27 protein-coding genes are annotated in these 24969 nt (G+C 72.0%); 13 read left to right on the top strand and 14 right to left on the bottom strand.

The genetic code is table 11. The features are described from left to right. Positions 1-40: 40 nt before the first annotated feature. Positions 41-886: a tetratricopeptide repeat protein gene (locus tag ACF1G2_RS14785; protein ID WP_391798630.1), complete on the bottom strand. Its 846-nt coding sequence runs from the start codon at positions 884-886 to the stop codon at positions 41-43. Beyond that, complete coding sequence (locus ACF1G2_RS14780; RefSeq protein WP_391798629.1) at positions 883-1884, bottom strand: GNAT family N-acetyltransferase; 1002 nt, start codon at positions 1882-1884, stop codon at positions 883-885. The genes ACF1G2_RS14785 and ACF1G2_RS14780 overlap by 4 nt, the downstream gene beginning before the upstream one ends. Positions 1885-1996: 112 nt before the next feature. Between ACF1G2_RS14780 and fdxA the strand changes: the two genes are divergently transcribed. Both fdxA and ACF1G2_RS14770 read left to right on the top strand, forming a co-directional pair. Beyond that, on the top strand, positions 1997-2317 hold the full coding sequence (gene fdxA / locus ACF1G2_RS14775) for a ferredoxin (RefSeq protein WP_003985062.1): 321 nt from the start codon (positions 1997-1999) through the stop codon (positions 2315-2317). 83 nt (positions 2318-2400) lie between these two features. Then, complete coding sequence (locus ACF1G2_RS14770; protein WP_391798628.1) at positions 2401-3510, top strand: bifunctional succinyldiaminopimelate transaminase/glutamate-prephenate aminotransferase; 1110 nt, start codon at positions 2401-2403, stop codon at positions 3508-3510. 87 nt (positions 3511-3597) lie between these two features. Here the strand turns inward: ACF1G2_RS14770 and ACF1G2_RS14765 are convergent, their stop codons facing one another. Both ACF1G2_RS14765 and ACF1G2_RS14760 read right to left on the bottom strand, forming a co-directional pair. Continuing rightward, entirely contained in the window at positions 3598-4029 is a 432-nt protein-coding gene (locus ACF1G2_RS14765) for an ATP-binding protein (protein ID WP_391798627.1), read from the bottom strand. 281 nt (positions 4030-4310) lie between these two features. Continuing rightward, positions 4311-5231: a hypothetical protein gene (locus ACF1G2_RS14760; RefSeq protein ID WP_391798626.1), complete on the bottom strand. Its 921-nt coding sequence runs from the start codon at positions 5229-5231 to the stop codon at positions 4311-4313. A gap of 38 nt (positions 5232-5269) precedes the next feature. Here ACF1G2_RS14760 and dapE point away from each other — a divergent pair, with 38 nt between their 5' ends. After that, complete coding sequence (dapE, locus tag ACF1G2_RS14755; RefSeq protein WP_391798625.1) at positions 5270-6352, top strand: succinyl-diaminopimelate desuccinylase; 1083 nt, start codon at positions 5270-5272, stop codon at positions 6350-6352. 84 nt (positions 6353-6436) lie between these two features. Beyond that, positions 6437-7186, top strand: coding sequence for a TIGR00730 family Rossman fold protein (locus tag ACF1G2_RS14750; RefSeq protein WP_352191178.1), 750 nt, complete (start codon positions 6437-6439; stop codon positions 7184-7186). 64 nt (positions 7187-7250) lie between these two features. On the opposite strand, the gene folP is transcribed toward ACF1G2_RS14750, so the two are convergent. Further along, positions 7251-8111 (bottom strand): dihydropteroate synthase, encoded by an 861-nt coding sequence (gene folP / locus ACF1G2_RS14745; protein WP_391798624.1) that lies wholly within the window; start codon positions 8109-8111, stop codon positions 7251-7253. Between the two features lie 104 nt (positions 8112-8215). Between folP and ACF1G2_RS14740 the strand changes: the two genes are divergently transcribed. Together ACF1G2_RS14740 and ACF1G2_RS14735 are read left to right on the top strand one after the other, a co-directional pair. Beyond that, positions 8216-8572 (top strand): hypothetical protein, encoded by a 357-nt coding sequence (locus tag ACF1G2_RS14740; protein ID WP_391798623.1) that lies wholly within the window; start codon positions 8216-8218, stop codon positions 8570-8572. Further along, positions 8569-9153 (top strand): DNA-3-methyladenine glycosylase I, encoded by a 585-nt coding sequence (locus tag ACF1G2_RS14735; protein WP_391798622.1) that lies wholly within the window; start codon positions 8569-8571, stop codon positions 9151-9153. Before ACF1G2_RS14740 ends, ACF1G2_RS14735 begins: the two co-directional genes overlap by 4 nt. Before the next feature lie 52 nt (positions 9154-9205). On the opposite strand, the gene ACF1G2_RS14730 is transcribed toward ACF1G2_RS14735, so the two are convergent. From ACF1G2_RS14730 to ACF1G2_RS14720, 3 genes are all read right to left on the bottom strand, one after another. Then, positions 9206-10435, bottom strand: coding sequence for an FG-GAP-like repeat-containing protein (locus tag ACF1G2_RS14730; RefSeq protein WP_391798621.1), 1230 nt, complete (start codon positions 10433-10435; stop codon positions 9206-9208). Positions 10436-10473: 38 nt separating this feature from the next. Beyond that, positions 10474-11724 carry an FG-GAP-like repeat-containing protein gene (locus ACF1G2_RS14725; RefSeq protein WP_391798620.1) on the bottom strand — a complete coding sequence of 417 codons (1251 nt, stop codon included), beginning with the start codon at positions 11722-11724 and terminating at the stop codon, positions 10474-10476. 125 nt (positions 11725-11849) lie between these two features. Further along, positions 11850-12653: an enoyl-CoA hydratase/isomerase family protein gene (locus tag ACF1G2_RS14720; protein ID WP_391798619.1), complete on the bottom strand. Its 804-nt coding sequence runs from the start codon at positions 12651-12653 to the stop codon at positions 11850-11852. A gap of 301 nt (positions 12654-12954) precedes the next feature. Between ACF1G2_RS14720 and ACF1G2_RS14715 the strand changes: the two genes are divergently transcribed. Next, positions 12955-13122, top strand: a complete 168-nt coding sequence (locus ACF1G2_RS14715; protein ID WP_006346801.1) for a DUF3117 domain-containing protein — start codon at positions 12955-12957, stop codon at positions 13120-13122. A 169-nt stretch (positions 13123-13291) separates the two neighbouring features. Here the strand turns inward: ACF1G2_RS14715 and ACF1G2_RS14710 are convergent, their stop codons facing one another. Beyond that, on the bottom strand, positions 13292-13957 hold the full coding sequence (locus ACF1G2_RS14710) for an O-methyltransferase (protein WP_352191174.1): 666 nt from the start codon (positions 13955-13957) through the stop codon (positions 13292-13294). A gap of 140 nt (positions 13958-14097) precedes the next feature. On the opposite strand from ACF1G2_RS14710, the gene sigE reads away from it, so the two are divergent. From sigE to ACF1G2_RS14685, 5 genes are all read left to right on the top strand, one after another. Further along, positions 14098-14856: an RNA polymerase sigma factor SigE gene (sigE, locus tag ACF1G2_RS14705; protein WP_391798618.1), complete on the top strand. Its 759-nt coding sequence runs from the start codon at positions 14098-14100 to the stop codon at positions 14854-14856. Then, on the top strand, positions 14853-15860 hold the full coding sequence (locus ACF1G2_RS14700; protein ID WP_391798617.1) for an anti-sigma factor family protein: 1008 nt from the start codon (positions 14853-14855) through the stop codon (positions 15858-15860). Before sigE ends, ACF1G2_RS14700 begins: the two co-directional genes overlap by 4 nt. Positions 15861-15938: 78 nt before the next feature. After that, positions 15939-17810: a trypsin-like peptidase domain-containing protein gene (locus tag ACF1G2_RS14695; protein ID WP_391798616.1), complete on the top strand. Its 1872-nt coding sequence runs from the start codon at positions 15939-15941 to the stop codon at positions 17808-17810. 92 nt (positions 17811-17902) lie between these two features. Continuing rightward, the gene (locus ACF1G2_RS14690) at positions 17903-18358 is read left to right on the top strand and encodes a sec-independent translocase (protein ID WP_391798615.1); all 456 of its coding nucleotides are present in this window, start codon (positions 17903-17905) and stop codon (positions 18356-18358) included. 93 nt (positions 18359-18451) lie between these two features. Further along, positions 18452-19078 carry a hypothetical protein gene (locus tag ACF1G2_RS14685; protein ID WP_391798614.1) on the top strand — a complete coding sequence of 209 codons (627 nt, stop codon included), beginning with the start codon at positions 18452-18454 and terminating at the stop codon, positions 19076-19078. 54 nt (positions 19079-19132) lie between these two features. Here the strand turns inward: ACF1G2_RS14685 and ACF1G2_RS14680 are convergent, their stop codons facing one another. The 3 genes from ACF1G2_RS14680 to ACF1G2_RS14670 are packed head-to-tail and all read right to left on the bottom strand — an operon-like array spanning position 19133 to position 22154. Beyond that, positions 19133-20266, bottom strand: a complete 1134-nt coding sequence (locus ACF1G2_RS14680; RefSeq protein WP_391798613.1) for an Mrp/NBP35 family ATP-binding protein — start codon at positions 20264-20266, stop codon at positions 19133-19135. A 42-nt stretch (positions 20267-20308) separates the two neighbouring features. Continuing rightward, positions 20309-20893, bottom strand: a complete 585-nt coding sequence (locus ACF1G2_RS14675; protein WP_391798612.1) for a DUF1003 domain-containing protein — start codon at positions 20891-20893, stop codon at positions 20309-20311. Then, positions 20883-22154: a magnesium transporter MgtE N-terminal domain-containing protein gene (locus tag ACF1G2_RS14670; RefSeq protein WP_391798611.1), complete on the bottom strand. Its 1272-nt coding sequence runs from the start codon at positions 22152-22154 to the stop codon at positions 20883-20885. Before ACF1G2_RS14670 ends, ACF1G2_RS14675 begins: the two co-directional genes overlap by 11 nt. A 185-nt stretch (positions 22155-22339) precedes the next feature. On the opposite strand from ACF1G2_RS14670, the gene ACF1G2_RS14665 reads away from it, so the two are divergent. Next, on the top strand, positions 22340-23152 hold the full coding sequence (locus tag ACF1G2_RS14665; RefSeq protein ID WP_391798610.1) for a hypothetical protein: 813 nt from the start codon (positions 22340-22342) through the stop codon (positions 23150-23152). 25 nt (positions 23153-23177) lie between these two features. Here the strand turns inward: ACF1G2_RS14665 and ACF1G2_RS14660 are convergent, their stop codons facing one another. Continuing rightward, positions 23178-23696 carry a hypothetical protein gene (locus ACF1G2_RS14660; RefSeq protein ID WP_391798609.1) on the bottom strand — a complete coding sequence of 173 codons (519 nt, stop codon included), beginning with the start codon at positions 23694-23696 and terminating at the stop codon, positions 23178-23180. 36 nt (positions 23697-23732) lie between these two features. Beyond that, the gene (locus tag ACF1G2_RS14655; protein ID WP_391798608.1) at positions 23733-24872 is read right to left on the bottom strand and encodes a magnesium and cobalt transport protein CorA; all 1140 of its coding nucleotides are present in this window, start codon (positions 24870-24872) and stop codon (positions 23733-23735) included. Between the last annotated feature and the right edge of the window lie 97 nt (positions 24873-24969).

Raw genomic sequence — 24969 nt, 5'->3', positions numbered from 1 at the left:
GTTCACTTGCCTATCAAGTCGACACCCTGAGGACCCCGCCCTAGTTCAGCAGCGCCCGCGCCGCCTGCGCCCGGTTCCGGATCGACGCCGCCGCGCTCGGCTCGACCGCGTCGACCACCGAGGCGTACGCCTCCATCTCCGCCGCCCCCGCCTCGAACTCGCCCCGCTGCACCAGCAGCTCCGCGTGCTCGTAGCGCAGCCTGGCCGGGTGGGCGGGGAGCATCAGGGACAGCTCCACGGCCCACAGCGCCACGCCGGAGCGCTCCGGGCGGGGCGCGGCCCAGGCCCGGATGTTGTTCAGGATGCGCAGGACGATCTCCAGCGGGTCCGCCGGGCGCAGCATCGACGGTTCGAGGGGTTCGCCCGTCGCACCCGCCACCAGCAGCTCGGCGTCCATGCCCGTCATCGGCCGACCGCCCGCGAACGGGTCCGCGAAGACCTGGACCGAGGGGTCGCCGAAGCCCACCACGAAGTGGCCCGGCAGTCCGAGGCCGTACACCGGCGCGCCCGCCCGGCGGGCGACCTCCATCCAGAGCACGGACAGGAGGATCGGCAGACCGCGCCGGCGCTTCAGGACCTCGTGGAGCAGCGAGGACTCCAGCCGCTGGTAGTCCGAGGGGACGCCCTGGAAGCCGTACCGGCCGCCGAGCAGCCGGGCCAGCGCGGCCACCCAGTCGTCCGGCTCACGCAGGCCGTACGGCAGCTCCCCGGCCAGCCGGTCCAGCTCGATCTCCGCCGCGTCCAGGTCCGCCGAGGTCACCGACCCGTCCGCGACCGCCCCGATCAGCAGGCAGAGCCGCGCCAGGTCCGGGCGCCGCGAACGCGCCTCCTCCGCGAACTCGCGCCGCCAGTCGCCCGCGCCGGTCACGTCGGTCACCTCGCTCACGCCTCGGTCGCCCGGTAGTGGTGGTAGTGGTGATGGACCGCGAAGCCCATCCGCTCGTACAGCGCCCGGGCGCCGTCGTTGTCCGACTCCACCTGCAGCCAGGCCGCCGACGCGCCCTCGTCCAGGGCCTGCCGGGCGAGCGCCGCCATCACGGCCGTGGCCAGGCCCTTGCGCCGCTGCGCGGGGTCGACCTCCACCGCCATGAACCCGGCCCAGCGGCCGTCGACCACACACCGTCCGATCGCCGCCGGTATGTCTTCCGTGCCCGGTACGGACGCGAACCACACACTCGGGCCGCCGGTCAGGACGCTCAGCACATGAGGTCCGACCTCGCCGGACCGGTTGTAGCGGCGGAGCCACGCCTCGTCCACGCTCCGCGTGAGCCGGACGCGCGACACGTCCGCGTCCAGGTCGCCGACCGGGGCGAGCCCCCCGATCCGTGCCTCCGCCGAGACCTCCGAGCGCCAGCCGTGCCGCTCCAGGTCGGCGCAGAGCAGCTCCTGCGCGCCCTCGGCGCCGGTCGCCGTCTGTACGTACGCGGGAAGACCGCGCTCGCCGTACCAGTCGCGCACCCGCGCGAGGGCCTCGTCCAGGGGGAGGCCGGGGTCGCCGAGCGGAAGCACCGAATTGGCGCGCCGGGTGAACCCGCCCGCCGCCCGCAGCGTCCACTCGCCCAGAGGCTCGCTCTCCACCGGCTGCCAGCCGCGCGCCATCGTGCGCGCCAGCTCCTCGAAGGAGGCGGCGGGGCCGCGCCTGCGGGCCGGAGCGGCCGGCACGACCTTGCCGGCGGCGAGGGCGGATTCCGCGATCCGGACGGTCTCACCGGTCCTGCGTGTGATCAAGAGCACACCGTGGGCCCAGGATGTGAGAACTCCAACCGCGTCGGTGAATTTCGCACTGTGGTCACCCGCATCCGTCACGTACCGAACTGAGACACGTTTTCCCACGTCAGCGCGGGTAATACGTACCTCAAGGCGACCTCCTGCGGTGAATTCCACAGCTTCTCCGCCCCTCCTGTTCGGATCGACCCCAAGAACGGAGATACTAGGGGCGGGCATCGACGACGCCGCGCTCCCGCGCAGACCAGCCCTACCGAGGAGGAACGACAGCGTGACCTACGTCATCGCGCAGCCTTGTGTCGACGTCAAGGACAAGGCATGCATCGAGGAGTGCCCCGTCGACTGCATCTACGAGGGCTCCCGGTCCTTGTACATCCACCCGGACGAATGCGTCGACTGTGGTGCTTGTGAGCCGGTGTGCCCGGTCGAGGCCATCTTCTACGAGGACGACACCCCGGAGGAGTGGAAGGACTACTACAAGGCGAACGTCGAGTTCTTCGACGAGCTCGGTTCGCCCGGTGGTGCCTCCAAGCTCGGCCTGATCGAGCGCGACCACCCCTTCATCGCCGCTCTGCCGCCGCAGAACGGCTGACCTACCGCCCTCGGTCCCGTACGGCCTCGCCCGCTGTACGGGACCGACGCGTTTCCCGTCCGTACGACGAAGTGAGCCAAACCGTGAGCGCAGTCTCGGGCGCAGTCTCCTCGCGCCTGCCCGTCTTCCCCTGGGACAAGCTGGAGCCGTACAAGAAGACGGCGGTCGCCCACCCCGACGGCATCGTGGACCTGTCCGTCGGCACGCCGGTCGACCCCGTGCCGGAGCTGATCCGGAGCGCGCTGGTCGCGGCGGCGGACTCGCCCGGCTATCCCACGGTCTGGGGCACCACCGAGCTGCGGGACGCCCTCACCGGCTGGTGCGAGCGGCGCCTCGGCGCGGTCGCGCTCACCCACCACAACGTGCTGCCGGTCGTCGGTTCCAAGGAGCTGGTGGCCTGGCTGCCCACCCAGCTCGGCCTCGGCGCCGGGGACCAGGTCGCCTACCCGCGCCTGGCCTACCCGACGTACGAGGTCGGCGCGCGGCTCTGTGGCGCGGAGCCCGTCGTCTACGACGACCCGACGACCGACCTGGACCCTGCCGCGGTCAAGCTGCTCTGGCTCAACTCGCCCTCCAACCCGACCGGCAAGGTCCTCGGCAAGGACGAGCTGACCCGGATCGTGGCCTGGGCCCGCGAGCACGGGATCCTCGTCTTCTCCGACGAGTGCTACCTGGAGCTGGGCTGGGAGGCCGACCCGGTCTCCGTGCTGCACCCGGACGTCTGCGGCGGCTCGTACGACGGGATCGTCGCCGTCCACTCGCTCTCCAAGCGCTCCAACCTGGCCGGCTACCGCGCCGCGTTCGTCGCGGGCGACGCGGCCGTCCTCGGCGAGCTGCTCCTGATCCGCAAGCACGGCGGGATGATGACGGCCGCCCCGGTGCAGGCCGCCACGGTCGCCGCGCTGGGCGACGACGGCCACGTCGCCGAGCAGCGGGAGCGGTACGCGGCCCGGCGCTCCGCGCTGAGGACGGCGCTGGAGGCGCACGGCTTCCGGATCGAGCACAGCGAGGCGAGCCTCTACCTGTGGGCGACCCGCGACGAGCCGTGCTGGGAGACCGTGGCGTACCTGGCCGAGAAGGGCATCCTCGTCGCGCCCGGCGACTTCTACGGGACGGCGGGGGAGCGGTTCGTCCGGGTGGCCTTCACGGCCACGGACGAGCGCGTGGAGGCCGCGGTCAAGCGCCTGGGCTGACCGCCGCACGGACATGGAAGGGCCCGGGGGGCGTGACGCTCCCCGGGCCCTTTCCCGTACCGGTGCCGGAGAACCGGTACCGGGGGTTCAGCCGCCGATCGGCAGACCGCCCAGAGAGGGCACCCCGCCGGTCGGCAGGTTCTTGCCGAGGCCGCCCGCCGCCGGGGCGGCCTCGCCGAGGACCTCGCCCGCGCTGCCCGCGGTGTCGCCCGCGACCTGCTGCGCGGCCGGAGTGGCGGTCTTGCCCGCCGAGCCCACGGTCTTGCCCGCGGCCGGGACGGCCTTGCCGACGGCCTTGGTACCGGTGTCGCCGACGACACCGGTGGCGGTCTGCGAGGCGCCGTCGACGGCGTTGCCGACACCGGCGCCGTCCAGCGAGCTGATGCCGGAGAGCGCACCGGTGGGGGCGATGCTGTGGTCCATGGCGCTCGCGGAGCCGGCCGCACCGACCACGGGGGCTGCTCCGGCCGCGACGAGAAGGGCGGCGCGGGCGATCCGACGGGTCAGGGGGAGGGACATGGTGCTCCTTCGACGAAGACGACGTACTGACGCCGTGACAACCGAGGCGAGGGAGGGAGAGGTTGCGGCGACCGAAGGTAAAGGCTCCGCAATGCATCGCATTATCGGGTGGGGAGGAAAGCGGACGAAGGCGATGAAGATCCAACCTCTGCCGAACCGTCACTTCCCTTGCCGGGCAAGGGAAGCGAGGGCGTGAGCGCAGCTGGGTTCGGGTGGCCGGCGACGTCCGTCGGCGAATACCCGGTCGGGTGACGCCCCGTACGCGCGCCCTAGTGCCCGCCTCAGCGCGCGAGGCGGATGCGAACCGTTCCTTCACCGGCCGCGTCGGCCGTCTTCGTCCACGCGCCCGCGGAGTTGCCCGCCCGCCAGACCTTGTCCGCGTACGCCACCTCCACGACCCGCAGATCCTCCGCGCGCGCCACGGCCCAGTGTGCGAGCTCCCAGCCGCGCCGGGCGTCCGACCCCGTGGTCGCGAGGACCGGCACGGTGATCACGGCGGAGGAGGAGCCGACGCTCGTCCTCGCGCTGCCGCCGGCCGTCGTCCGGGGCGCCGCCTTCTCGCCGAAGGCCCGTACCAGCTCCGCCCGCAGCTTCGCCGGATCGCCCGCGGCGCCGTCCCGCGCCGGGTCCGTCATGCAGCGGAGGGCGGCGGCCGAGCGGCCCGTCAGCGCGGCCGACAGGAGCGTCGCGTCCGGCTCGTGCTTCGCGTAGGCCTGCGGGAAACCGCTGCGCTGCACCTTCTGCGCCGCCACGGTCAGCGGGAGCCGCGAATAGCCGGGAACCTCCGCGAGGCCTTCGTAGAACCTTCCCGAGGAGTACACCGGATCCATGATCTGCGCCGGCGTTCCCCAGCCCATGGACGGGCGCTGCTGGAACAGTCCGAGGGAGTCCCGGTCACCGTGCCTGATGTTGCGCAGCGCGGACTCCTGGAGCGCCGTCGCCAGGGCGATCGTGACCGCCCGCTCCGGCATCCGGCGTGTGGTGCCCACGGCCGAGATGGTCGCCGCGTTGGACGCCTGCTCCAGGGTGAACTCGTACGTGTTCTCGCCACTGCCGACGGTGCACCGGGGTGCGCCTCTGGAGCCCGTCGACTGGTGTACGGCCACATAGGCGATCAGGCCGCAGAGCACGACGAGGGCCGCCGTGAACCTGGCGAGACGGCCCTTGCGGCGAGTGTGGGGGGAACGGCTGGGCTCGGACACGGGGCCCACCGTACTGGAGGCCGGGTTAGGGTCGGCACATGGCTGACAACGCTCCCCTCGACCTCACGCTCGACGGCCCCGCGCTCACCGCCGCCCTCGTCGACTTCCCCTCGGTCAGCGGGACGGAGAAGCCGCTCGCCGACGCGATCGAGCTCGCCCTGCGCGCCCTGCCGCACCTCACCGTCGACCGCTTCGGCAACAACGTCGTGGCCCGCACCCGGCTCGGCCACGGGGAGCGCGTGATCCTCGCCGGGCACATCGACACCGTGCCGATCGCCGACAACGTGCCCTCGCGGCTCGACGAGAACGGCATCCTGTGGGGCTGCGGCACCTCCGACATGAAGTCGGGCGTCGCCGTCCAGCTCCGGATCGCCGCCACCGTTCCCGAGCCCAACCGGGACCTCACCTTCGTCTTCTACGACCAGGAGGAGGTCGCCGCCCACCTCAACGGCCTCGGGAAGGTCGCCGAGGCCCACCCGGACTGGCTGGAGGGCGACTTCGCGATCCTCCTCGAAGGATCGAACGCCGAGGTCGAGGGCGGCTGTCAGGGCACGCTCCGCGTCCTCCTGCACACGCAGGGCGAGCGCGCCCACTCCGCGCGCTCCTGGATGGGCTCCAACGCCATCCACGCCGCCGCCCCGATCCTGGCCCGCCTCGCCGCGTACGAGCCGCGCAAGCCGGTCATCGACGGCCTGGAGTACCACGAGGGCCTCAACGCGGTACGGATCGAGGGCGGCGTCGCCAACAACGTCATCCCCGACGCCTGCACCGTCGTCGTCAACTACCGCTACGCGCCCGACCTCGGCCCGGAGGAGGCCGAGGCGCACGTCCGCGAGGTCTTCGCCGACTGCGGCGTCGCCGAGTTCGTCGTCGACGACCACAGCGGAGGCGCCCTCCCCGGCCTCTCCCACCCTGCCGCGGAGGCGTTCATGAAGGCCGTGGGAGGCACGGCCCACCCGAAGTTCGGCTGGACCGACGTGGCGCGCTTCAGCGCCCTCGGCGTCCCCGCCGTCAACTACGGCCCCGGAGACCCGATCTACGCGCACAAGGTCGACGAGCACGTCGTCGTCGAGCGGATCCTCCAGTGCGAGGAACGTCTCCGCGACTGGCTCACTGCGTGACAGCCGTCATTCGGCCTTTTGTCACGTCTGTGGACCTACCCTGACCGAATCAGAAGATCAGAGGATCGGCGGAGGGAGCAGACCATGGGTGTCCCCGAGGGAGGGTCGAAGCCGGAGGAGCAGAGGCTGGGACCGGTGCTGAGGCGCCGGGATCAGGTCCAGCCCGGCACCACCGATCAGCGTCTGCTGGACACCGAGGGTGACTCGGAGTGGGTGCACACCGACCCCTGGCGGGTCATGCGCATCCAGTCCGAGTTCGTGGAGGGCTTCGGCGCGCTCGCCGAACTGCCGAGCGCGATCAGCGTCTTCGGCTCGGCCCGCACACTGCCGGACACGCCGGAGTACGACGCGGGCGTACGGCTCGGCCGCGCGCTGGTCGAGGCCGGCTTCGCGGTGATCACGGGCGGCGGCCCGGGCGCCATGGAGGCCGCGAACAAGGGTGCGCGGGAGGCCCAGGGCATCTCGGTCGGCCTGGGCATCGAGCTCCCCTTCGAACAGGGGCTCAACCCGCACGTCGACATCGGCGTGAACTTCCGCTACTTCTTCGTCAGGAAGACGATGTTCGTGAAGTACGCGCAAGGGTTCGTCGTCCTTCCGGGCGGCCTCGGCACTCTGGACGAGCTCTTCGAGGCGCTCACCCTGGTCCAGACCCGCAAGGTGACCCGCTTCCCGATCGTGCTCTTCGGTACGGAGTACTGGAAGGGCCTCGTCGACTGGCTCCGCGACTCGGTGGTCGCCGGCGGCAAGGCCTCCGAGCGGGACCTCCTGCTCTTCCACGTGACCGACGACGTGGACGAGGCCGTGGCCCTGGTGTCGAAGGAGACGAGCAGGTAGCGGTCGTCCCCCGGGAGCCGGCGCCCGCGCCCTGACTCGGGCGCCGGTCCCCCGGGAGGCCGGCTCAGGCGAGTCCGCGCCGGGCCACGGCCGGTGCCCGGTGCCCGGCGATGGACGCGACCATGTCCAGCACCTGCCGCGTCTCGGCCACCTCGTGGACGCGGTACACCTGCGCGCCGAGCCAGGCCGAGACGGCGGTCGTCGCGAGCGTCCCCAGCACCCGCTCCTTCACCGGCCGGTCCAGCGTCTCGCCCACGAAGTCCTTGTTGGACAACGAGACGAGCACCGGCCAGCCCGTCGCCGTCATCTCGCCGAGCCGCCGGGTCGCCTCCAGGCTGTGCCGGGTGTTCTTCCCGAAGTCGTGGCCGGGGTCGATCATGATCCCGTCCCGCCGCACCCCGAGTCCGGCCGCCCGCTCGGCCAGTCCGACGGTCACCCGCAGGATGTCGGCCATCACGTCCTCGTACGCGATCCGGTGCGGCCGGGTCCGTGGCTCCGCGCCGCCCGCGTGGGTGCAGACGAGCCCGGCGCCGTACCGCGCCGCGACCTCCGCGAGCCGCGGATCCACCCCGCCCCACGCGTCGTTGAGGACGTCCGCGCCGGCCTCGCAGACCGCCTCGCCGACATCCGCGCGCCAGGTGTCGACACTGATGACGACGTCCGGGTGCCGGCGCCGTACCTCCGCGACGAAACCGACCGTGCGACGCGCCTCCTCCTCGGCCGAGACCTCCTCGCCCGGACCCGCCTTCACCCCGCCGATGTCGATGATGGCGGCGCCCTCGGCCACCGCCTGCTCGACGCGGGCGAGAGCGGGCTCGTCGCGGAAGGTGGCGCCCTGGTCGTAGAAGGAATCCGGGGTCCGGTTCACGATCGCCATGATCACCGGCTCGTTCGGCCCGAATTCACGCCGTCCCAAGCGCAGCATCCCTTTTGTCCTCCCTCGCGTCCGTTCGCCTGCGACCCTAACTGTCGGTGGCGCATGGCACGATCGACCACGGGACGAAATCCACTTCGGGGAGAGGCGCGCTGGTGTTCTGGTTTTTGCTGATCGCGATGGTCGTGGTCGTGGCTGCGGTCACCCTCGCGGTGGTCGGCGGGGGCGACAGCGAGGTGCTGCCCGAGGTGGCGCCCGAGCAGTTGGTCGACCCGCTGCCGGCGGCCCGCCCGGTCGACCGCGACGACGTCGAGGCGCTCCGGCTGCCGGTGACGGCGCGGGGGTACCGCATGGCCGACGTGGACGATGTCCTGGGACGCCTGGGCGCCGAGCTCGCGGAGCGGGACGCCCGCATCGCGGAGCTGGAGGCGGCCCTGGCTGCGGGGCCCGGCAGACCCGGCCCCGCGTCCGACGGCCCGTCCCTCCGTAAGGACGAAGGCGAGGGCCGGTGACCGGCGAGGCCGTCCCCGGCCCGGACGGGCGCCTGCGCTGCCCCTGGGGCCTGTCGACCGGGGACTACGTCACGTACCACGACGAGGAGTGGGGACGCCCGGTCCACGGGGACGACGCGCTCTTCGAGCGGCTCTGTCTGGAGGCGTTCCAGTCCGGTCTCTCCTGGATCACGATCCTGCGCCGTCGCGAGGGCTTCCGCCGGGCCTTCGCCGGCTTCGAGATCGCCTCGGTCGCGCGCTTCGACGAGACGGACCGGGAGCGGCTCCTCGCCGACGAGGGCATCATCCGCAACCGGGCGAAGATCGACGCGACCATGGCCAACGCCAAGGCGCTGACGGAGTGGGCCCCCGGCGAGCTGGACGCCCTGATCTGGTCGTACGCCCCGGACCCCGCGTCCCGCCCCGCCCCTGTGACGATCGCCGACGTCCCGGCGGTGACCGACGAGTCGACGGCCCTGTCCAAGGCCCTGAAGAAGCGCGGCCTGCGCTTCATCGGCCCGACGACGGCCTACGCCCTGATGCAGGCCTGCGGCCTCGTCGACGACCACCTGACGAACTGCGTGAGCCGCGGCGCCCGCTAGGGGCGGCCGCGGGCCACGCAGAGCTGTGGCCGCCGTCCGCGGTGGGAGTGCGTCAGAAGACGTGGACGCCCTCGGCGGAGTCGTAGGACGTCAGGTACGACGGCGCGCCGATGCCTCCCCGGCCGTTGCCGGCGTCGACGTACAGCTCGCGGTAGTTGATCGTGCGCATGAGGTCGGACACGCCGTCCCCGGTCACGTCCCCCACCGTCAGCAGCTCCTCGTTGGTCCCCCAGGCGTACGGCAGCTTCGTGCGGGATCCGAAGGCGCCACGGCCGTTGCCCGGGTAGAGCCACAACGAGCGCGAGCCGTCACGGGCGACGAGGTCGGCCCTGCCGTCCCCGTTCATGTCGCCCGGCGCCACGAGCCGGTTCATGGCGTTCCAGCCGCCACCGACCGTCCTGCGGGTGGAGAAGGAGCCGCGCCCGTTGCCCGGGTACGTCCAGAGCACACCCGCGGTGTCCCGGGCGACCAGGTCGCGACGGCCGTCGCCGGTGATGTCGCCCACCGCCTCGATCTCACGCATGGAGTTCCAGCCGCCGCCGATCTTGACGCGGGTCCGGAGCGAGCCCAGGCCGTTGCCGGGGTAGAGCCAGAGCACACCTGCCCTGTCGCGGGCGTAGACGTCCTCGTACCCGTCGCCGGTGTAGTCGCCGTGCCGGACGAGCTGGGTCATCGCGTTCCAGCCGCCCCCGATCAGCCGTCCCTTCGGCGCGGCGGTGCTCCCCCTGGGGACGTAGCCGGGAAGGAACCACAGCCTGCCGTCCTCCGCGCGGTGGAGGAGGTCGGGGACCCAGTTGCCGTCCAGGTCACCGAACGAGGTCACGGGCGTGGGCTCGGGGCGCGCGCTGGGTGCCAGCCAGTCCATCCACGGGTAGCCGTAGGAGAGCTCCCAGTCGGTCGCGGCGACCCGGATCGAGCTGATCTTGTTGTCGAGCCTGCCGTCGAACGCGCCGCCGCCCAGGTCGATCGGGCCGTTGTGCGGGCTGACGTGCAGCGAGTCTTCGCCGGTGTAGTTCGGGCCCGTGGAGGCGCTCGCGTACAGCCCGGAGTTGTTGACCAGGGAGGAGATGGAGTCGTTCCACACGCCCAGGGTCGGCTGGCTGGACGAGATGATCTTCATCTCTCCACCGAACTCCGGGTACTGGAACACACAGAGCTTGCCCGCCGGGCACCGGGACGAGTCCGCCGCGGCGCTCGGCGCCGCGGTGAGGAGGGTGGCCAGCGAGGCCAGGGTGGCCACGGCCGCGCCGAGGGCGCGCCGGGCCCGAGAGGTTCCGACCATGGATCGGACTCCCTTCGATGGAGGAGTGAGGGTCGGCATCAGAAGACGAAGTGGGAGGAGCGGAGCAGAGCGAACGGCTTCGGGGCTCCGAGGCCGCCGTCCGCCTTGCCCGGGTAGACCCGGAGGTACATGGGAGTGGTCCGGTCCCAGGAGTCGGTGCCCGGGGCGTGCGCGACCAGGTCCGGCCGCCCGTCGCCCGTCAGGTCGCCGAGACCGGCCAGCTCCTTCAGGGAGTTCCAGCCGCCGGAGCCGACGAGCTTGCGGACGCCGAACGTGCCCCGGCCGGTCCCCGGGTAGAGCCAGAGCCTGCCCGCCGTGTCACGGGCCATGAGGTCGGCCCGCTTGTCGGAGTTCATGTCGCCGGCACCGACGAGCTCGTTCATGACCTTCCAGCCGCCGCCGACCTTCTTGCGCGCCCCGAAGGAGCCGCGGCCGTTGCCGGGGTACGTCCAGAGGTCACCGGCGCCGTCGGCCGCGAGCAGGTCCGCCCTGCCGTCTCCGGTGAGGTCACCCGCGGCGGCGATGTCGCGCATGCTGTTCCAGCCCGCGCCGATCCTGACGCGGGGCTTGAACAGGCCCTTGCCGTTGCCCGGGTAGAACCACAGGACGCCGGCGGAGTCACGGGCGAGCACGTCCTCGTTGCCGTCCCCGTCGTGGTCGCCGTGACGGACCAGCTTGGTCATGCTGTTCCAGCCGCCGCCGATGCGCTGCGTCGTGCCCGTGCTCTCCCAGGTGTGGGAGGTCCAGAGTCCGCCGATCGCGTCGCGGGTGAGCAGGTCGGCGTAGCCGTCGTTGTCGATGTCGCCGAACGCGCCGAGCGCCGACGACGAGGCCGGACGTAGCTTCGGACCGGCGTCGGTGCCGTACCAGGTCGGAATCCGGCTCTCGGACCCGCAGAAGTCGTCCGCCTCGGGCCCGACGTCGATCGAGCTGGCGGCGCGGTCGAGCTCGGGGTAGGCGCTCTCGTCGAAGGACTCCGCGGTGTAGAAGTGCACGGAGCCCTCGGGAGCGAAGCCGGGTTGCGGATAGAAGCAGACCGCGTCGGCGCTGAGGTTCACGAAGGAGCGGATGCGGTTGTCCCAGGCGCCGAGGGAGTACATCGGCTTGCTGACGACCAGCATGTCCCCCTGGTACAGCGGCTTGCTGAAGGCGCAGACCTTGCCGGAGGGGCAGCGGTCCCAGCCGTCCGCCGCCTGAGCCGGGGTGGTCAGAGCCGTCGACGCCAGGCCCAGTGCCAGAGCGCCGGTGAGTGCGCCGCGAACGGATCGCGACGCGGAAGGAGAACGCACGGAACCCCCCAGGTGATGTGCGTGTGAAGTCGATGAGAACGCACTCGAACAGATCGAGTGGTGTGCGGATCATATAGACGCGCACACCACTCGATCGACGGGGTTCCAGCGGGGCTCCGGAGGCCCTAGCGGCCGACGTACCTCGGCTTCTCCTTGGCCAGGAAGGCCTGGACCGCGATCGTGTGGTCCTCGGAGGCGCCCGCCGCCGTCTGGAGCTCGTCCTCCTTCTCCAGGGCCTCGGACAGCGAGTGGTCCGCGCCGTACGCGAGAGAGGCCTTCAGCGCCGCGTAGGCCACCGTCGGGCCCTCGGCCAGGGTGCGGGCGATCTTCCGGGCCTCCTCGGCCAGGTCGGCCGCCGGGACCAGCTTGTTCACGATGCCCAGCTCGTACGCCTCCTGGGCGCTGATCGAACGCGGGAAGAGGAGCAGGTCGGAGGCGCGGCTCGCGCCGATCAGCCGGGGCAGCGTCCAGGACATCCCGGAATCGGCGGTGAGCGCGACCCCCGCGAAGGAGGTGTTGAACGCGGCCGTCTCCGCGACCACCCGGTAGTCCGCCGCCAGCGCGAAGCCGAAGCCGGCGCCCGCCGCGACCCCGTTCACGCCCGCCACGACCGGCTTCTTCATGCCGGTCAGCGCCTTGACGATCGGGTTGTAGTGGTCCCGGACGGTGTTCATCGTCGCCTGCGAGCCGGTCTCCTTGTCCGACATCAGCAGACCCACGTGCTCCTTCAGGTCCTGGCCCACGCAGAAGGCCCGGTCGCCCGCCGCGGTGAGCAGTACCGCCCGTACGGCGGTGTCCGCGGCGGCGGCTTCCGCCGCGTCCCGCAGGGCGACCTTGGCCTCCACGTTCATCGCGTTCATGGCCTCGGGCCGGTTGATCGTGATCGTGGCGAGTCCGTCGGTCACTTCGTACAGCACGGTGTCGGCCATCGGGGCTTCCCTTCGCGTCGTTGCGTCCCTGATGCGCTCAGCATGACGGAGATCACCCGACCCGCACATGTGACCTGCGTCAAAGCCCGGTGGCGAACGAGCGGCGAAGTATCGCAGGCCGATCGCCGAAATGGGCGGTTTTGCGGAAGCGCGTTGCGCAAGCGATGCAACCTGATGTTGGTCATCGGGTCCTGTGATGCGGGATAATGACCTGGAAGCAATGTGTTCGATGCCGGTGACGTGTGCTCCCGATCAGGGGCCGTCGGCTGACGAAGAGCTGGTTTCAGGAAGGGGAACAAGCATGGCGGCCATGAAGCCGCGGACGGGCGACGGCCCGCTCGAGGTGACCAAGGAGGGGCGGGGCATCGTCATGCGCGTTCCGCTCGAAGGCGGCGGTCGGCTTGTCGTCGAGCTGACCCCGGACGAGGCCGAAGCCCTCGGCGACGCCCTGAAGCAGGTAGTCGGCTGACGCGACAAGCCAGGATTGTCCGCCCCTGCCCCGGCACGGTACCCACCGCGCCGGGGCAGGGGTGTGTCGGGGGTGGTTCGTGGGACGCGGCGCCGTTCACGGGACCGGGTGGTTCGAGGGGCCGGGTGGTTCACGGGGCCGGGTGGTTCGAGGGGCGGCGGGGGTGCCGTCAGCCGCGCCGCACCGCGCACAGCAGACCGTCTCCCACGGGGAGCAGCGCCGGAAGCAGTTCCTGGCTCTCCCGGACCGCCCGCAGCAGCTCCCGTATCCGCAGCACCTCGGCCGGCTGCGCCGCCGAGTCGACCGTGCGGCCGTCCGCGAAGACGCCCTCGAAGCAGACAAGACCGCCCGGTCGCAGCAGGCGCAACGATTCAGCGAGGTAGTCCAGGAGCTCCAGCCGGTCGCCGTCGCAGAAGACCAGGTCGTATCCGCCGTCCGCGAGCCGCGGCAGCACGTCCAGGGCGCGGCCGGGGATGAAGCGCGCCCGGTTCCCGGCGAATCCCGCCGCCCGGAAGGCCGTCTTCGCGAACTGCTGGCGCTCGGGCTCCAGGTCCACGGTCGTCAGCACGCCGTCCGGCCGCATGCCGTGCAGCAGATAGATCCCGGACACGCCCGTCCCGGTACCGATTTCGGCCACCGCTTTCGCGTCCGCCGTCGCCGCCAGCAGGCGCAGAGCGGCGCCGGTGCCCGGCGACACCGAGGGCAGCCCTGTCTCCCGGGCCCGGTCGCGGGCCCAGCGCAGCGCTTCGTCCTCGGCGACAAAGGCGTCGGCGAACGCCCAGCTCGTCTGCCGGTTGGCGGTAATGGCCCTCTCCTGTCCCCGTAGTTGGCGCAACGGTGACTGTATCCGCTGCGCACGGGAACCCGCAGATGGGACCGCGCGTTCACCAGGGCAGGACGTCGATGAGGGCGGCGGGTGACCGGTCCCCAAATTCGCGTAAAGATTCTTATCCGGAGCTAACGGGCGAGGTGGCTATGGTAGGGGCTCCACTGGACACCACCAGAGCCGATAGGGGAGGTGCGGCTGCGCCTGTGGATCGGGGAGGAGTGCTTCGGCGTCTTCTCAGGTCGGCGGGTGAGCCGAAATCCGTGACCGACACCGCTGACCGAATCCACACCGCAGACTCCGCTCCCGCCACCGCGACCTTCGCATCGGATGCGGAATCGCAGGCGTGGACTCCGCCCACCTGGGAGGAGATCGTCAGCACGCACAGCGGCCGCGTGTACCGCCTCGCCTACCGGCTGACCGGCAACCAGCACGACGCCGAGGACCTCACGCAGGAGGTCTTCGTCCGCGTCTTCCGCTCGCTGTCGACGTACACGCCGGGCACCTTCGAGGGCTGGCTGCACCGCATCACCACGAACCTCTTCCTCGACATGGTCCGCCGCAAGCAGCGGATCCGTTTCGACGCCCTCGGCGACGACGCGGCCGAGCGGCTGCCCAGCCGTGAGCCCTCCCCGCAGCAGGCGTTCAACGACACGCACTTCGACGCCGACGTCCAGCAGGCCCTCGACACCCTCGCGCCCGAGTTCCGTGCCGCGGTCGTCCTCTGTGACATCGAAGGACTCTCGTACGAGGAGATCGCGGCCACGCTCGGCGTGAAGCTCGGCACGGTCCGCAGCCGTATCCACCGGGGCCGCTCGCACCTGCGCAAGGCGCTCAAGCACCGTTCCCCCGAGGCCCGGGCGGAGCGTGCCCTGGCCACCGTCGGTTGGGAGGGCGGAACGGCGTGAACAGCAGTCCTGCCGGCCCGACCCCCGCGGAGCAGCACCTCGGGGACCGGCTCGCCGCGCTGGTCGACGGGGAGCTCGGCCACGACGCCCGTGAGCGGGTTCTCGCGCACCTCGCGACCTGTGCCAAATGCAAGGCGGAGGCCGACGCCCAGCGTCGGCTGAAGAGCGTCTTCGCCTCCACCGCACCCCCTCCGCCCTCGGAGGGGCTCCTCGCACGCCTCCAGGGGTTGCCCGGGGGCCCTCCGGGGGGTGATGAGCGTCGGGGGGGACCCTTCGACGAGATCTTCGCCCTGGGCGGCTCCGTCGGCCCCGGTCCGGGCGCCGGCGGTCTCGGCGACCTCGGCGGAGTGAGGTCGGACGGCTTCGCGACGGCCGGGGCGGTCTCCCCGCACTCCGGTTTCCGCATCCACGCCGTCGGCGGGCGGCCCGACCAGGACCGCTCGTCCTGGCGTGGCCGGCGCTTCGGCATCGCGGCCGCCAGTGCCGTCTCGTTCGCAGCGATAGCACTCGGCGGCGCCCTTCCGCTGGAGACGACGCCGAACATCGGCGCGCGCGGCGAGGGCACGGGTACGAACGTCACCCCGCTGAGGGCCACGGCCTCCGGCGGCCCCTCCCTCACGGGCTCGCTCTCCGGCACCGGCTCGGGCAGCGGATCCGGTACGGGCACGGCCGTGGGCACGGCCTCCGGCAGGGGTGGGCGTACGGCGGAGCGTGCGGCCGCCGACTCCTCGACCAGGCGCATCGGCTTCGGCTCGACCACGGGAACGGTGTCCGCCGGACCCCTGCTGCCGGGCGGCGTGACGCCCACGGAGACCGTCGGTCTCCAGGGGACGCCCGCGCCGTCGGTGCTGGAGCTCTCGCCGTTCGTCCGGCCCACGGGACCGGCCCTGCGGCTGGCGTTCACCTCCGGGTTCGACGCCCTGAGCGGTACGGGAGTCACCCCGGCTCCGACCCCGCTCGGGGCCCCGAGTCCGACGACCACACCGCTCACCTCCCACCGCTGACCCCGGACCTGGTTGAATCCAGGGCACGAGTGCCCGCCGCGAGGCGGGCACGGACAGGCCAGCTGTTGCGGGGAGAGCATGAACGACGGGAAGCCGACCGGCGAGAAGCCGAAGTGGTGGAGTCGGCCGACGAGTACGCCGCCGGCGGCCATACCGGAACCGGCGGCGCCGGTCGCGGACGAGGGCGACTTCACCCTCGCCGCGCCCGCGACGCCGGTGGCCCCGGCTCCGGACCCCGCGCCCGCCGCCGTCCCCGTACCGCAGCAGGCCCAAGCCGAGCCGCAGGACCGGGCCGAGGCTCCGGCCCCGGCGCTCGCGACCGCGGAGACCCGGACGCCTGAGACCGCGACGCCCGTGACCGGGACGCCTGTGACCGGGACGCCGGAGTTCCCGGCCGCGGAGACCGCCGCCTCGGAGGCCCGGGCCCAGGGGACAGCCGTTCCGGAGGTGCCGGCTCCAGGTGCCGTCGTGCCGGAGCCCGCGCCCGGCGCCGTCGCGGTGCCGCAGCAGGCGCCGGCTGACGTACACGGCCGGGGCGAGGGCCCGGCCCCGCAGCCCCTGCACGAGCCCGACGAGTACCGGACCCCGCCGTACGGCGGGCCGGGGCCCTGGGCCCCCGCCCCGCCGGTGCAGCGGCCCGTGGCGACTCCGGCCCACGAGGTTCCCGTACCGCATCAGCAGCAGACCGCCCCGCAGCCCCAAGCCCCGCAGCCGGTCCCCGCCCCGCAGCCGGTCCCCGCCCCGCCCGCGCAGTGGGTGCAGTACGACCCCTGGGGAGCACCCGGTGCCCAGGTCGCCCCGCTGACCGTCAGCTCGGTGCCGCCCGCCGAGAGCCGTCGCTCCCGCCGTGGGCTCGTGCTCGCGGGCGTGCTGGTCTTCGCGCTCCTCACCGGCGTCGTCGGCGGCGCGATCGGCGCGTACGTCGAGCGGAACGGCGGCATCACGACCGTCGAGCTGCCCCAGGCGGGCGCCGAGGACTCCGGCCGGGCACCCGACAGCGTCGCGGGCATCGCCGCCAGCGCCCTGCCGAGCGTGGTCACCCTCCACGTCAGCGGCGCGGGCTCCTCCGGCACCGGAACGGGCTTCGTCCTGGACACCCAGGGCCACATCCTCACCAACAACCACGTGGTCGACGCGGCCGCCTCCTCCGGCGAGATCACCGTCACCTTCAGCAGCGGCGAGACCGCCGACGCCAAGCTGGTCGGCAGGGACAGCGGCTACGACCTCGCCGTCGTCAAGGTCACCGGCGTATCGGGTCTCAAGCCGCTGCCGCTCGGCAACTCGGACAACGTCCGCGTCGGCGACCCCGTCGTCGCCATCGGCGCCCCCTTCGACCTCCAGAACACCGTCACCTCCGGCATCATCAGCGCCAAGGAGCGCCCCATCACGGCGGGCGGCGAGAAGGGTGACGGCAGCGACGTCAGCTATGTCGACGCCCTCCAGACCGACGCACCGATAAACCCGGGTAATTCGGGCGGCCCGCTGGTCGACTCCAAGGCCCGCGTCATCGGCATCAACAGCGCGATCCGTGCGGCCGGCGACGGTTCCGGCGGCGACAGCGGCGCCCAGTCCGGTTCCATCGGCCTCGGCTTCGCCATCCCGATCAACCAGGGCAAGCGGGTCGCCGAGGAGCTCATCAACACCGGCAAGGCCACCCACCCCGTCATCGGTGTGAGCCTCGACATGCAGTTCAACGGCGACGGCGCCCGCGTCGGGGAGAAGGGCAAGGACGGCTCCGCCTCGGTCACCCCGGGCGGCCCGGCCGCCAAGGCCGGCGTCCGCGCCGGTGACGTCATCACCAAGGTCGACGGCCAGCGGGTCCACAGCGGCGAGGAGCTGATCGTCAAGATCCGCGCCCACCGCCCCGGCGACCGGCTGGAGCTCACGCTCATGCGCGGTGGCAAGGAACAGACCAGGACGTTGACGCTCGGTTCCTCGCAGGGCGACTGAACGCCATGTGGGGGACACCGCAAGGTACCCGCCCGGCGGTTTCGGCGGGTACCGTGGAGCGGGCCCCGGACCCCGTGTAAGGAGCAGCAAAGGTGTTCAACGACATCGGCATACTCGAGCTCGTGACGCTCGTGGTCCTCGCCGTACTCGTTTTCGGCCCGGACAAGCTGCCGAAGGTCATCCAGGACGTCTCGCGCTTCATCCGGAAGATCCGTGAGTTCTCCGAGAGCGCGAAGCAGGACATCCGCTCCGAGCTGGGGCCGGAGTTCAAGGACTTCGAGTTCGAGGACCTCAATCCCAAGACGTTCCTGCGCAAGCAGCTGGACGGCAACGAGGACCTCAAGGAGCTGAAGGATCTGCGCAGCAGCTTCGACCTCAAGAAGGAGATGAACGAGGTCGCGGACGCGGTGAACGGGCGCGAGCCGGAGCCGTCCGCCGCCCCCGCTCCGGTCCCCGCGGCGGTCAACGGATCGTCGCCGGACCTGCTGAAGAAGCAGGACAAGCCGGGCACCGACGAGCGGCCGCCGTACGACTCCGACGCGACCTGACGGCCTGGGCTGACACGACCTGACGCCAACCGGTGGATATCCTCCCTCTGTTGTCCGCCGACGCGGGCACGACGGATCGAGGAGGCGGCCGAGATGGAGACGACGAGTCGGGTGGAGGGAGTGCCCGCAGCCCGGCGTACGGCCGAAGGCTATCTGCGCGCACCCTTCACCTGGTACGGACTCGACGACGCGTTCACCGGACCGCGCTGGCTGATGCAGGTCGGCACGGCGGCGGACGGGACCGTCCAGCACGGTTCGATGGGCCACGGGGGCGAGCCGTCCATAAAGTCCGACGCGAGCGGGGCCGAGAAGGAGCGCTTCGCCGTCGTCGTGACGGTCGCGGCGAGCCCGGTGCGCAGGTCGGCGGACGGTACGGGGGTGCTGGACGCGACCACGGTCGCCTCCGCGGCCTGGCTGGCCGGCTCGGGGCTCCTGGCGTACACCTGGCCCGCGCAGCTGGACCACACGCTGCGCGACGACTGGCTGGACCAGCAGACGGAGACGGCGTTCGAGCTCGCGGACGACCTGGAGGGGGCGGAGTGGTCGACGCTCTCGCTGCCAGTGGACGGGGTGCCGGTGCCGTTCCACTACCGCGAGTCCGAGTTCGGCTGGGTGCTGGCCGGCTCCGCGGGTGAGGTGCACATCGGGGCGTACGGGCGTGGCATGAGCGCGTACGGACTGGGGTTCGCGGGGGTCAAGGACCTGGACGCGTACGCGTAGGCGCGAGGCATGACGAAGGGGCGCCGCTCGATGTGAGCGGCGCCCCTTCGGCTTTCAGAACTTGTTGCGCGGGGTGATGCCCAGGCTCATGCCGGAGAGGCCCCTGGCGCGGCCGCCGAGCTTGCCGGCGATGGCGCGGAGCGCCGCGCCCGCGGGGGAGTCCGGGTCGCTCAGGACAACCGGCCTGCCCTCGTCGCCGCCCTCGCGCAGACGGACGTCGATCGGGATGGAGCCCAGGACCGGCACCGTCGCGCCCGTGGTCCTCGTCAGGCCGTCCGCGACCTTCTGGCCGCCGCCCGTACCGAAGACGTCGACCATCTCGTCGCAGTGCGGGCACGGCAGGCCCGACATGTTCTCGACGACGCCGACGATCTTCTGGTGCGTCTGGACGGCGATCGAGCCGGCCCGCTCGGCGACCTCGGCCGCCGCCTGCTGCGGGGTCGTGACGACGAGGATCTCGGCGTTCGGCACGAGCTGCGCCACGGAGATCGCGATGTCGCCCGTGCCCGGGGGCAGGTCGAGGAGCAGGACGTCCAGGTCGCCCCAGTACACGTCCGCGAGGAACTGCTGCAGCGCGCGGTGGAGCATCGGGCCGCGCCACACCACGGGGGCGTTGCCCGGGGTGAACATGCCGATGGAGATGACCTTCACGCCGTTCGCCGACGGCGGCATGATCATGTTCTCGACCTGGGTCGGCCGGCCGTCCGCGCCCAGCATGCGGGGCACCGAGTGGCCGTAGATGTCGGCGTCGACGACACCGACCTTCAGGCCGTCCGCGGCCATCGCCGCGGCCAGGTTCACGGTCACGGAGGACTTGCCCACGCCACCCTTGCCGGAGGCGACCGCGTACACCCGGGTCAGCGAGCCGGGCTTGGCGAACGGGACCTCGCGCTCGGCCGTCGTGCCCCGCAGGGCCGAGGCCAGCTCCTTGCGCTGCTCGTCGCTCATCACGTCCAGCGAGACGTCGACGCCGGTGACGCCCTCCACCTCCGCGACCGCGTCCGTGACGCGCTGCGTGATCGTGTCGCGCATCGGGCAGCCGGAGACGGTGAGATAGACCGTGACGGCGACCCTGCCGTCGGATCCGATCTCCACCGACTTGACCATGCCGAGCTCGGTGATCGGTTTGTTGATCTCGGGGTCGTTCACCGTCGCCAGTGCTTCGCGCACCGCGTCTTCCGTAGCCATACGGAGATGGTACGGCGCGGACCACCGGCGCCGGAAAGTCTGTCAGCGGTCGGGTACGTCACTTCCGCGATCGCCGGCGGAGGGGAATAGATCGCGAGGACCCCGGTGGCCGTCGCTCCGCTCCTCCATCTCCTTGATCAGGTCCTGGAGCTCCGAGCGGATCCAGTCGCGGGTCGCGACCTCCCCCAGGCCCATCCGCAGCGCCGCGATCTCCCGGGTCAGGTACTCGGTGTCGGCGATGGACCGCTCGTTCTGCTTGCGGTCCTGTTCGAGATTGACCCGGTCCCGGTCGTCCTGGCGGTTCTGGGCGAGGAGGATCAGCGGCGCCGCGTACGAGGCCTGGAGCGACAGGGCGAGCGTCAGGAAGATGAACGGGTACTCGTCGAACTTCAGCGACGACGGCGCGAAGATGTTCCACAGCACCCAGACGATGATGGTGATCGTCATCCAGACGATGAACCTGCCCGTGCCCAGGAAGCGCGCGATCCGCTCCGAGAACCGGCCGAAGGCCTCCGGGTCGTACTCCGGAAGGAACCTGGGCCGCCGCTCGCGCGGGAGATCGAGCCGGATCCGCGGCAGGGAGCGCTCCCGTTCCCGCTCCCTCTCCGGCGCGCGCTCAGCCCCCATGTCCGGCCTCCTCGCCGTGGAACTCGGTCTCCCGCCAGTCCTCCGGCAGCAGGTGGTCGAGCACGTCGTCGACGGTGACCGCGCCGAGCAGCGAGCCGCTCTCGTCCACCACCGGCGCCGCGACCATGTTGTACGCGGCGAGATAGCTGGCGACACCGGGCAGCGGGGTGTCCGGGGCCAGCGGCGGCAGATCGCTGTCCGCCAGCGAGCTGACCAGGGTGAACGGTGGATCACGCAGCAGCCGCTGGAAGTGGACCGTGCCCAGGTACTTGCCCGTCGGCGTCTCGTCCGGCGGGCGGCAGACGTACACCTGCGCCGCCAGCGCCGGGGACAGGTCCTGCTGCCGTACGCGGGCCAGCGCGTCCGCCACCGTGGCGTCCGGCCGCAGCACGATCGGCTCCGTGGTCATCAGACCGCCGGCCGTCCGGTCCTCGTACGCCAGCAGCCGGCGGACGTCCGCCGCGTCGTCGGGCCGCATCAGCGTGAGCAGCCGCTCCTTGTCCTCCTCCGGCAGCTCGGAGAGCAGGTCGGCCGCGTCGTCCGGGTCCATCGCCTCCAGGACGTCCGCGGCGCGCTCCTCCTTGAGCTTGCCGAGGATCTCGATCTGGTCGTCGTCCGGCAGCTCCTCCAGGACGTCGGCGAGCCGGTCGTCGTCCAGGGCGGCGGCGACCTCCGCGCGCCGCTTGGGGGAGAGGTGGTGCAGCACGTTGGCCAGGTCGGCGGGGCGCAGCCGCTCGAAGGTGGCGACCAGGTTCTCCGCGCCCTGACCCTCCTCCTCCAGGGAGAAGCCGGTCACGGCGGACCACTCCACGGTCAGCGTCTCGCCCTTGCGGCGCAGCGCGCCGGGCTTGCCACGTCGCACGAAGACCTTGTCGATCTCCCACTCGCGGCGGGCGGGGAGCTGCTGGATGGCCACGTCGAGCACCGTGACGTCCTCGTCCGTGCCGACGAGCCGCACCCGGCGGTCGAGGAGTTCGCCGAGGACGAGCCGCTCGGTGGGCCGCTGCTCGAAGCGGCGCATGTTGACCACGCCCGTGGTGATGACCTGACCGGACTCGACGCCCGTGATCCGGGTCATCGGGACGAAGACCCGGCGCCGGCTGAGCACCTCGACGACCATGCCGAGCAGCCGGGGCGGACGGCGGCCCACCCGGAGCATCGCGACGAGGTCGCGGAGCCGTCCCACCTGGTCACCGTTGGGGTCGAAGACCGGCACGCCGGCGAGGTGGGAGACGAAGATCCGGGGGGCGCCTGCCGCCATGCCACGCGCCTCCTCGGTACCGCTCGATTCGGGTCATTGCTGAGGTATGCCGGGTTCAGGCTAGCCCGTGCCCATCCGTGGCGCCCCGGCAGAGCGCCCGTACGGCTGCCTGCGGCGACGGCGCGCCGCCCGGGTACGCTGCGGTCTGCCGTTTCTCCCACCCACGACGACGAGAGGCAGCGCAGGTGCCCCTTCTCCCCACCGCCGCGCGCGTCCCCGGGGCGCGCATCCGTAGGGCCGTCCTGCCGCTGGCGCTCTGCGCCGGTCTCGCGGCCGGACTCACCGGCTGCGCGGAGGATCCCGACGAGGGGACGAACGGGATCGGGAAGCTGGCTCCGGACGCGATCGAGGAGAAGGCGCAGTCCGCGGCGGACGCGGCGAAGGCCGTCCGGCTCGCCGGGACGCTGGTCAGCAAGGGCGGCACGTTCAAGCTGAACATGCGCCTCAAGGACGACGGCGCGACCGGCTCGGTCGTGACGAAGAACAGCACGTTCGAACTGCTGCGGGTCGGCGACGCGCTCTACATGAAGGCCGACGCGGCGTTCTGGACGCACGGCGAGGGCGGCGGCGAAGGTGACGGCGCGGGCGACGGCGGCGGCCAGGGGGCCGAGACCCCCTCGGAGGCCGACAGCGAGGCCGCGGACAAGCTCCAGGACAAGTACGTCAAGGTGCCGCAGGACGACCCCTCGTACAAGCAGCTCCGCGGCTTCACCGACATGGACCTCCTCCTGGACGGCCTCCTCGGCCTGCACGGGGAGGTCGTGAAGGGCGACCGCGACAGGATCGGCGGCATCCGTACGGTCAAGGTCAAGGGCGGCGAGGACGGCGAGGGCGGCACGCTGGACGTCGCCCTGGAGGGCACCCCGTTCCCGCTCCAGTTCGCCCGCGGCGGCGGAGCGGGCGTGGTCGTCCTCTCCGAGTGGGACAAGGACTTCCCGCTGGAGGCCCCGGCGCCCGGCCAGACGCTGGACTACGGCAAGCAGCTGCCGCGTACCTGACCTCCGGGCGGGCGCGGCCCCGGGGTCAGCGCTTGCGGCGCTTGAACAGCAGGCGGGGGAGCGCCGCGGGCACCGGGCGGCGCGTGAGCGCGTCCGAGGGCTGCGGGACCGCCGCGAGCGAGCCGGTCGGCAGGTCCGTCGTCGAGTCCAGCGGGGCCAGCCGGAGCACGCGGCACTCGCGCGCCCAGCGCTGCGGCATCGCCTCGCCGTCCGTCGCGTTCAGACGCTTGCCCTTCAGCTCGGCGACCGCCGCGTCCCACTCCTCCGTACCGGGAGTCAGTTCGCTCACCGCGGCCGTCCAGGCGACGACACGGCCGCCCTTGTCCTTGCTGCGGACCGTGACCTCGGCCGTGGAGCCCGCGACGAGCCCCGGCAGCGGCTGCTCGCCCGGACCGTCGCCGACGACGTGCGCCGCGCCCTCGTGCCAGACGTGCCAGAGGGCACGGGCGGCGGGGGCGTCGCCCTGGGCCCCCCGGACCCAGATGAGGCCGGACTTCTTCGTGGCCTCCTCGACGAGGGCGGGGCCGAGCAGCGTGTCTGTCATGCCCCGCAGCCTATCGAGAGCCGGTCGGCCGGACGGCTAGAGCCAGCCGTTGCGCTTGAGGGTGCGGTGGATGGCGAAACAGATCGCCGTGATGCCGACGAGCACCATCGGGTAGCCGTACTTCCACTCCAGCTCGGGCATGTGCTCGAAGTTCATGCCGTACACACCGCAGACCGCCGTCGGGACGGCGATGATGGCCGCCCAGGAGGTGATCTTGCGCATGTCCTCGTTCTGCGTGACGGTCGCCTGCGCCAGGTTGGCCTGGAGGATCGAGTTGAGCAGCTCGTCGAAGGCGACGACCTGTTCCTGGACGCGCGCGAGGTGGTCGGCGACGTCGCGGAAGTACTTCTGGATGTCGGGGTCCACCAGCCGCATCGGGCGCTCGCTCAGCAGCGCCATCGGGCGCAGCAGCGGGGTGACGGCCCGCTTGAACTCCAGTACCTCACGCTTGAGCTGGTAGATGCGCCCGGTGTCCGTGCCGCGCGTGGAGCCCTTCGCCGGCGGCGAGAAGACGTCGATCTCGATCTGGTCGATGTCGAGTTCGACGGCGTCGGCGACCGCGATGTAGCCGTCGACGACATGGTCGGCGATCGCGTGCAGCACAGCCGACGGGCCCTTGCTCAGCAGCTCCGGCTCGCCCTGGAGGCGGTGGCGGAGGTTGCGCAGCGAGCCCTGCCCGCCGTGCCGGACGGTGATGACGAAGTCGGGGCCGGTGAAGCACATCACCTCGCCGGTCTCGACGACCTCGCTGGTGGCGGTGAGTTCGGCGTGCTCGACGTAGTGGATCGTCTTGAAGACGGTGAAGATGGTGTCGTCGTACCGCTCCAGCTTCGGTCGCTGGTGGGCGTGGACGGCGTCCTCGACGGCGAGCGGGTGGAGCCCGAACTCGGCCGCGATACCGGCGAATTCGGCCTCGGTCGGCTCGTGCAGGCCGATCCAGGCGAAGCCGCCGCTCTCCCGTACCTGGCGCATCGCGCCGCGCGGGGTGAGGCAGGCGCGGTCGTCCACGCGCCGTCCGTCGCGGTAGACCGCGCAGTCGACGACGGCGCTGGAGGCGGACGGGTCGCGGGTCGCGTCGTAGTTCGCGTACGGCGAGGCGCTGCCGGCGGTGGGCTTGCGCAGGGAGGTGCGCAGGGAGGGGCGGACCGCGGCTCGCAGGTCACGGATCATCGACATTTGGCATGCTCCTTCACGGAGAAGCCGTCGGCGAGGCGTGGCACAGCCCGGAATGGGGACGTGGTGCTACGTCGTCCACAAAGCGGGCGGCACCGCG

The sequence above is a fragment of the Streptomyces sp. NPDC013457 genome (assembly GCF_043089925.1).
In the GTDB taxonomy this organism is placed as follows: Bacteria; Actinomycetota; Actinomycetes; order Streptomycetales; family Streptomycetaceae; genus Streptomyces.
Note: the sequence above shows the minus strand (reverse complement) of the source record. Positions and strands in the feature narration are given on the sequence as shown.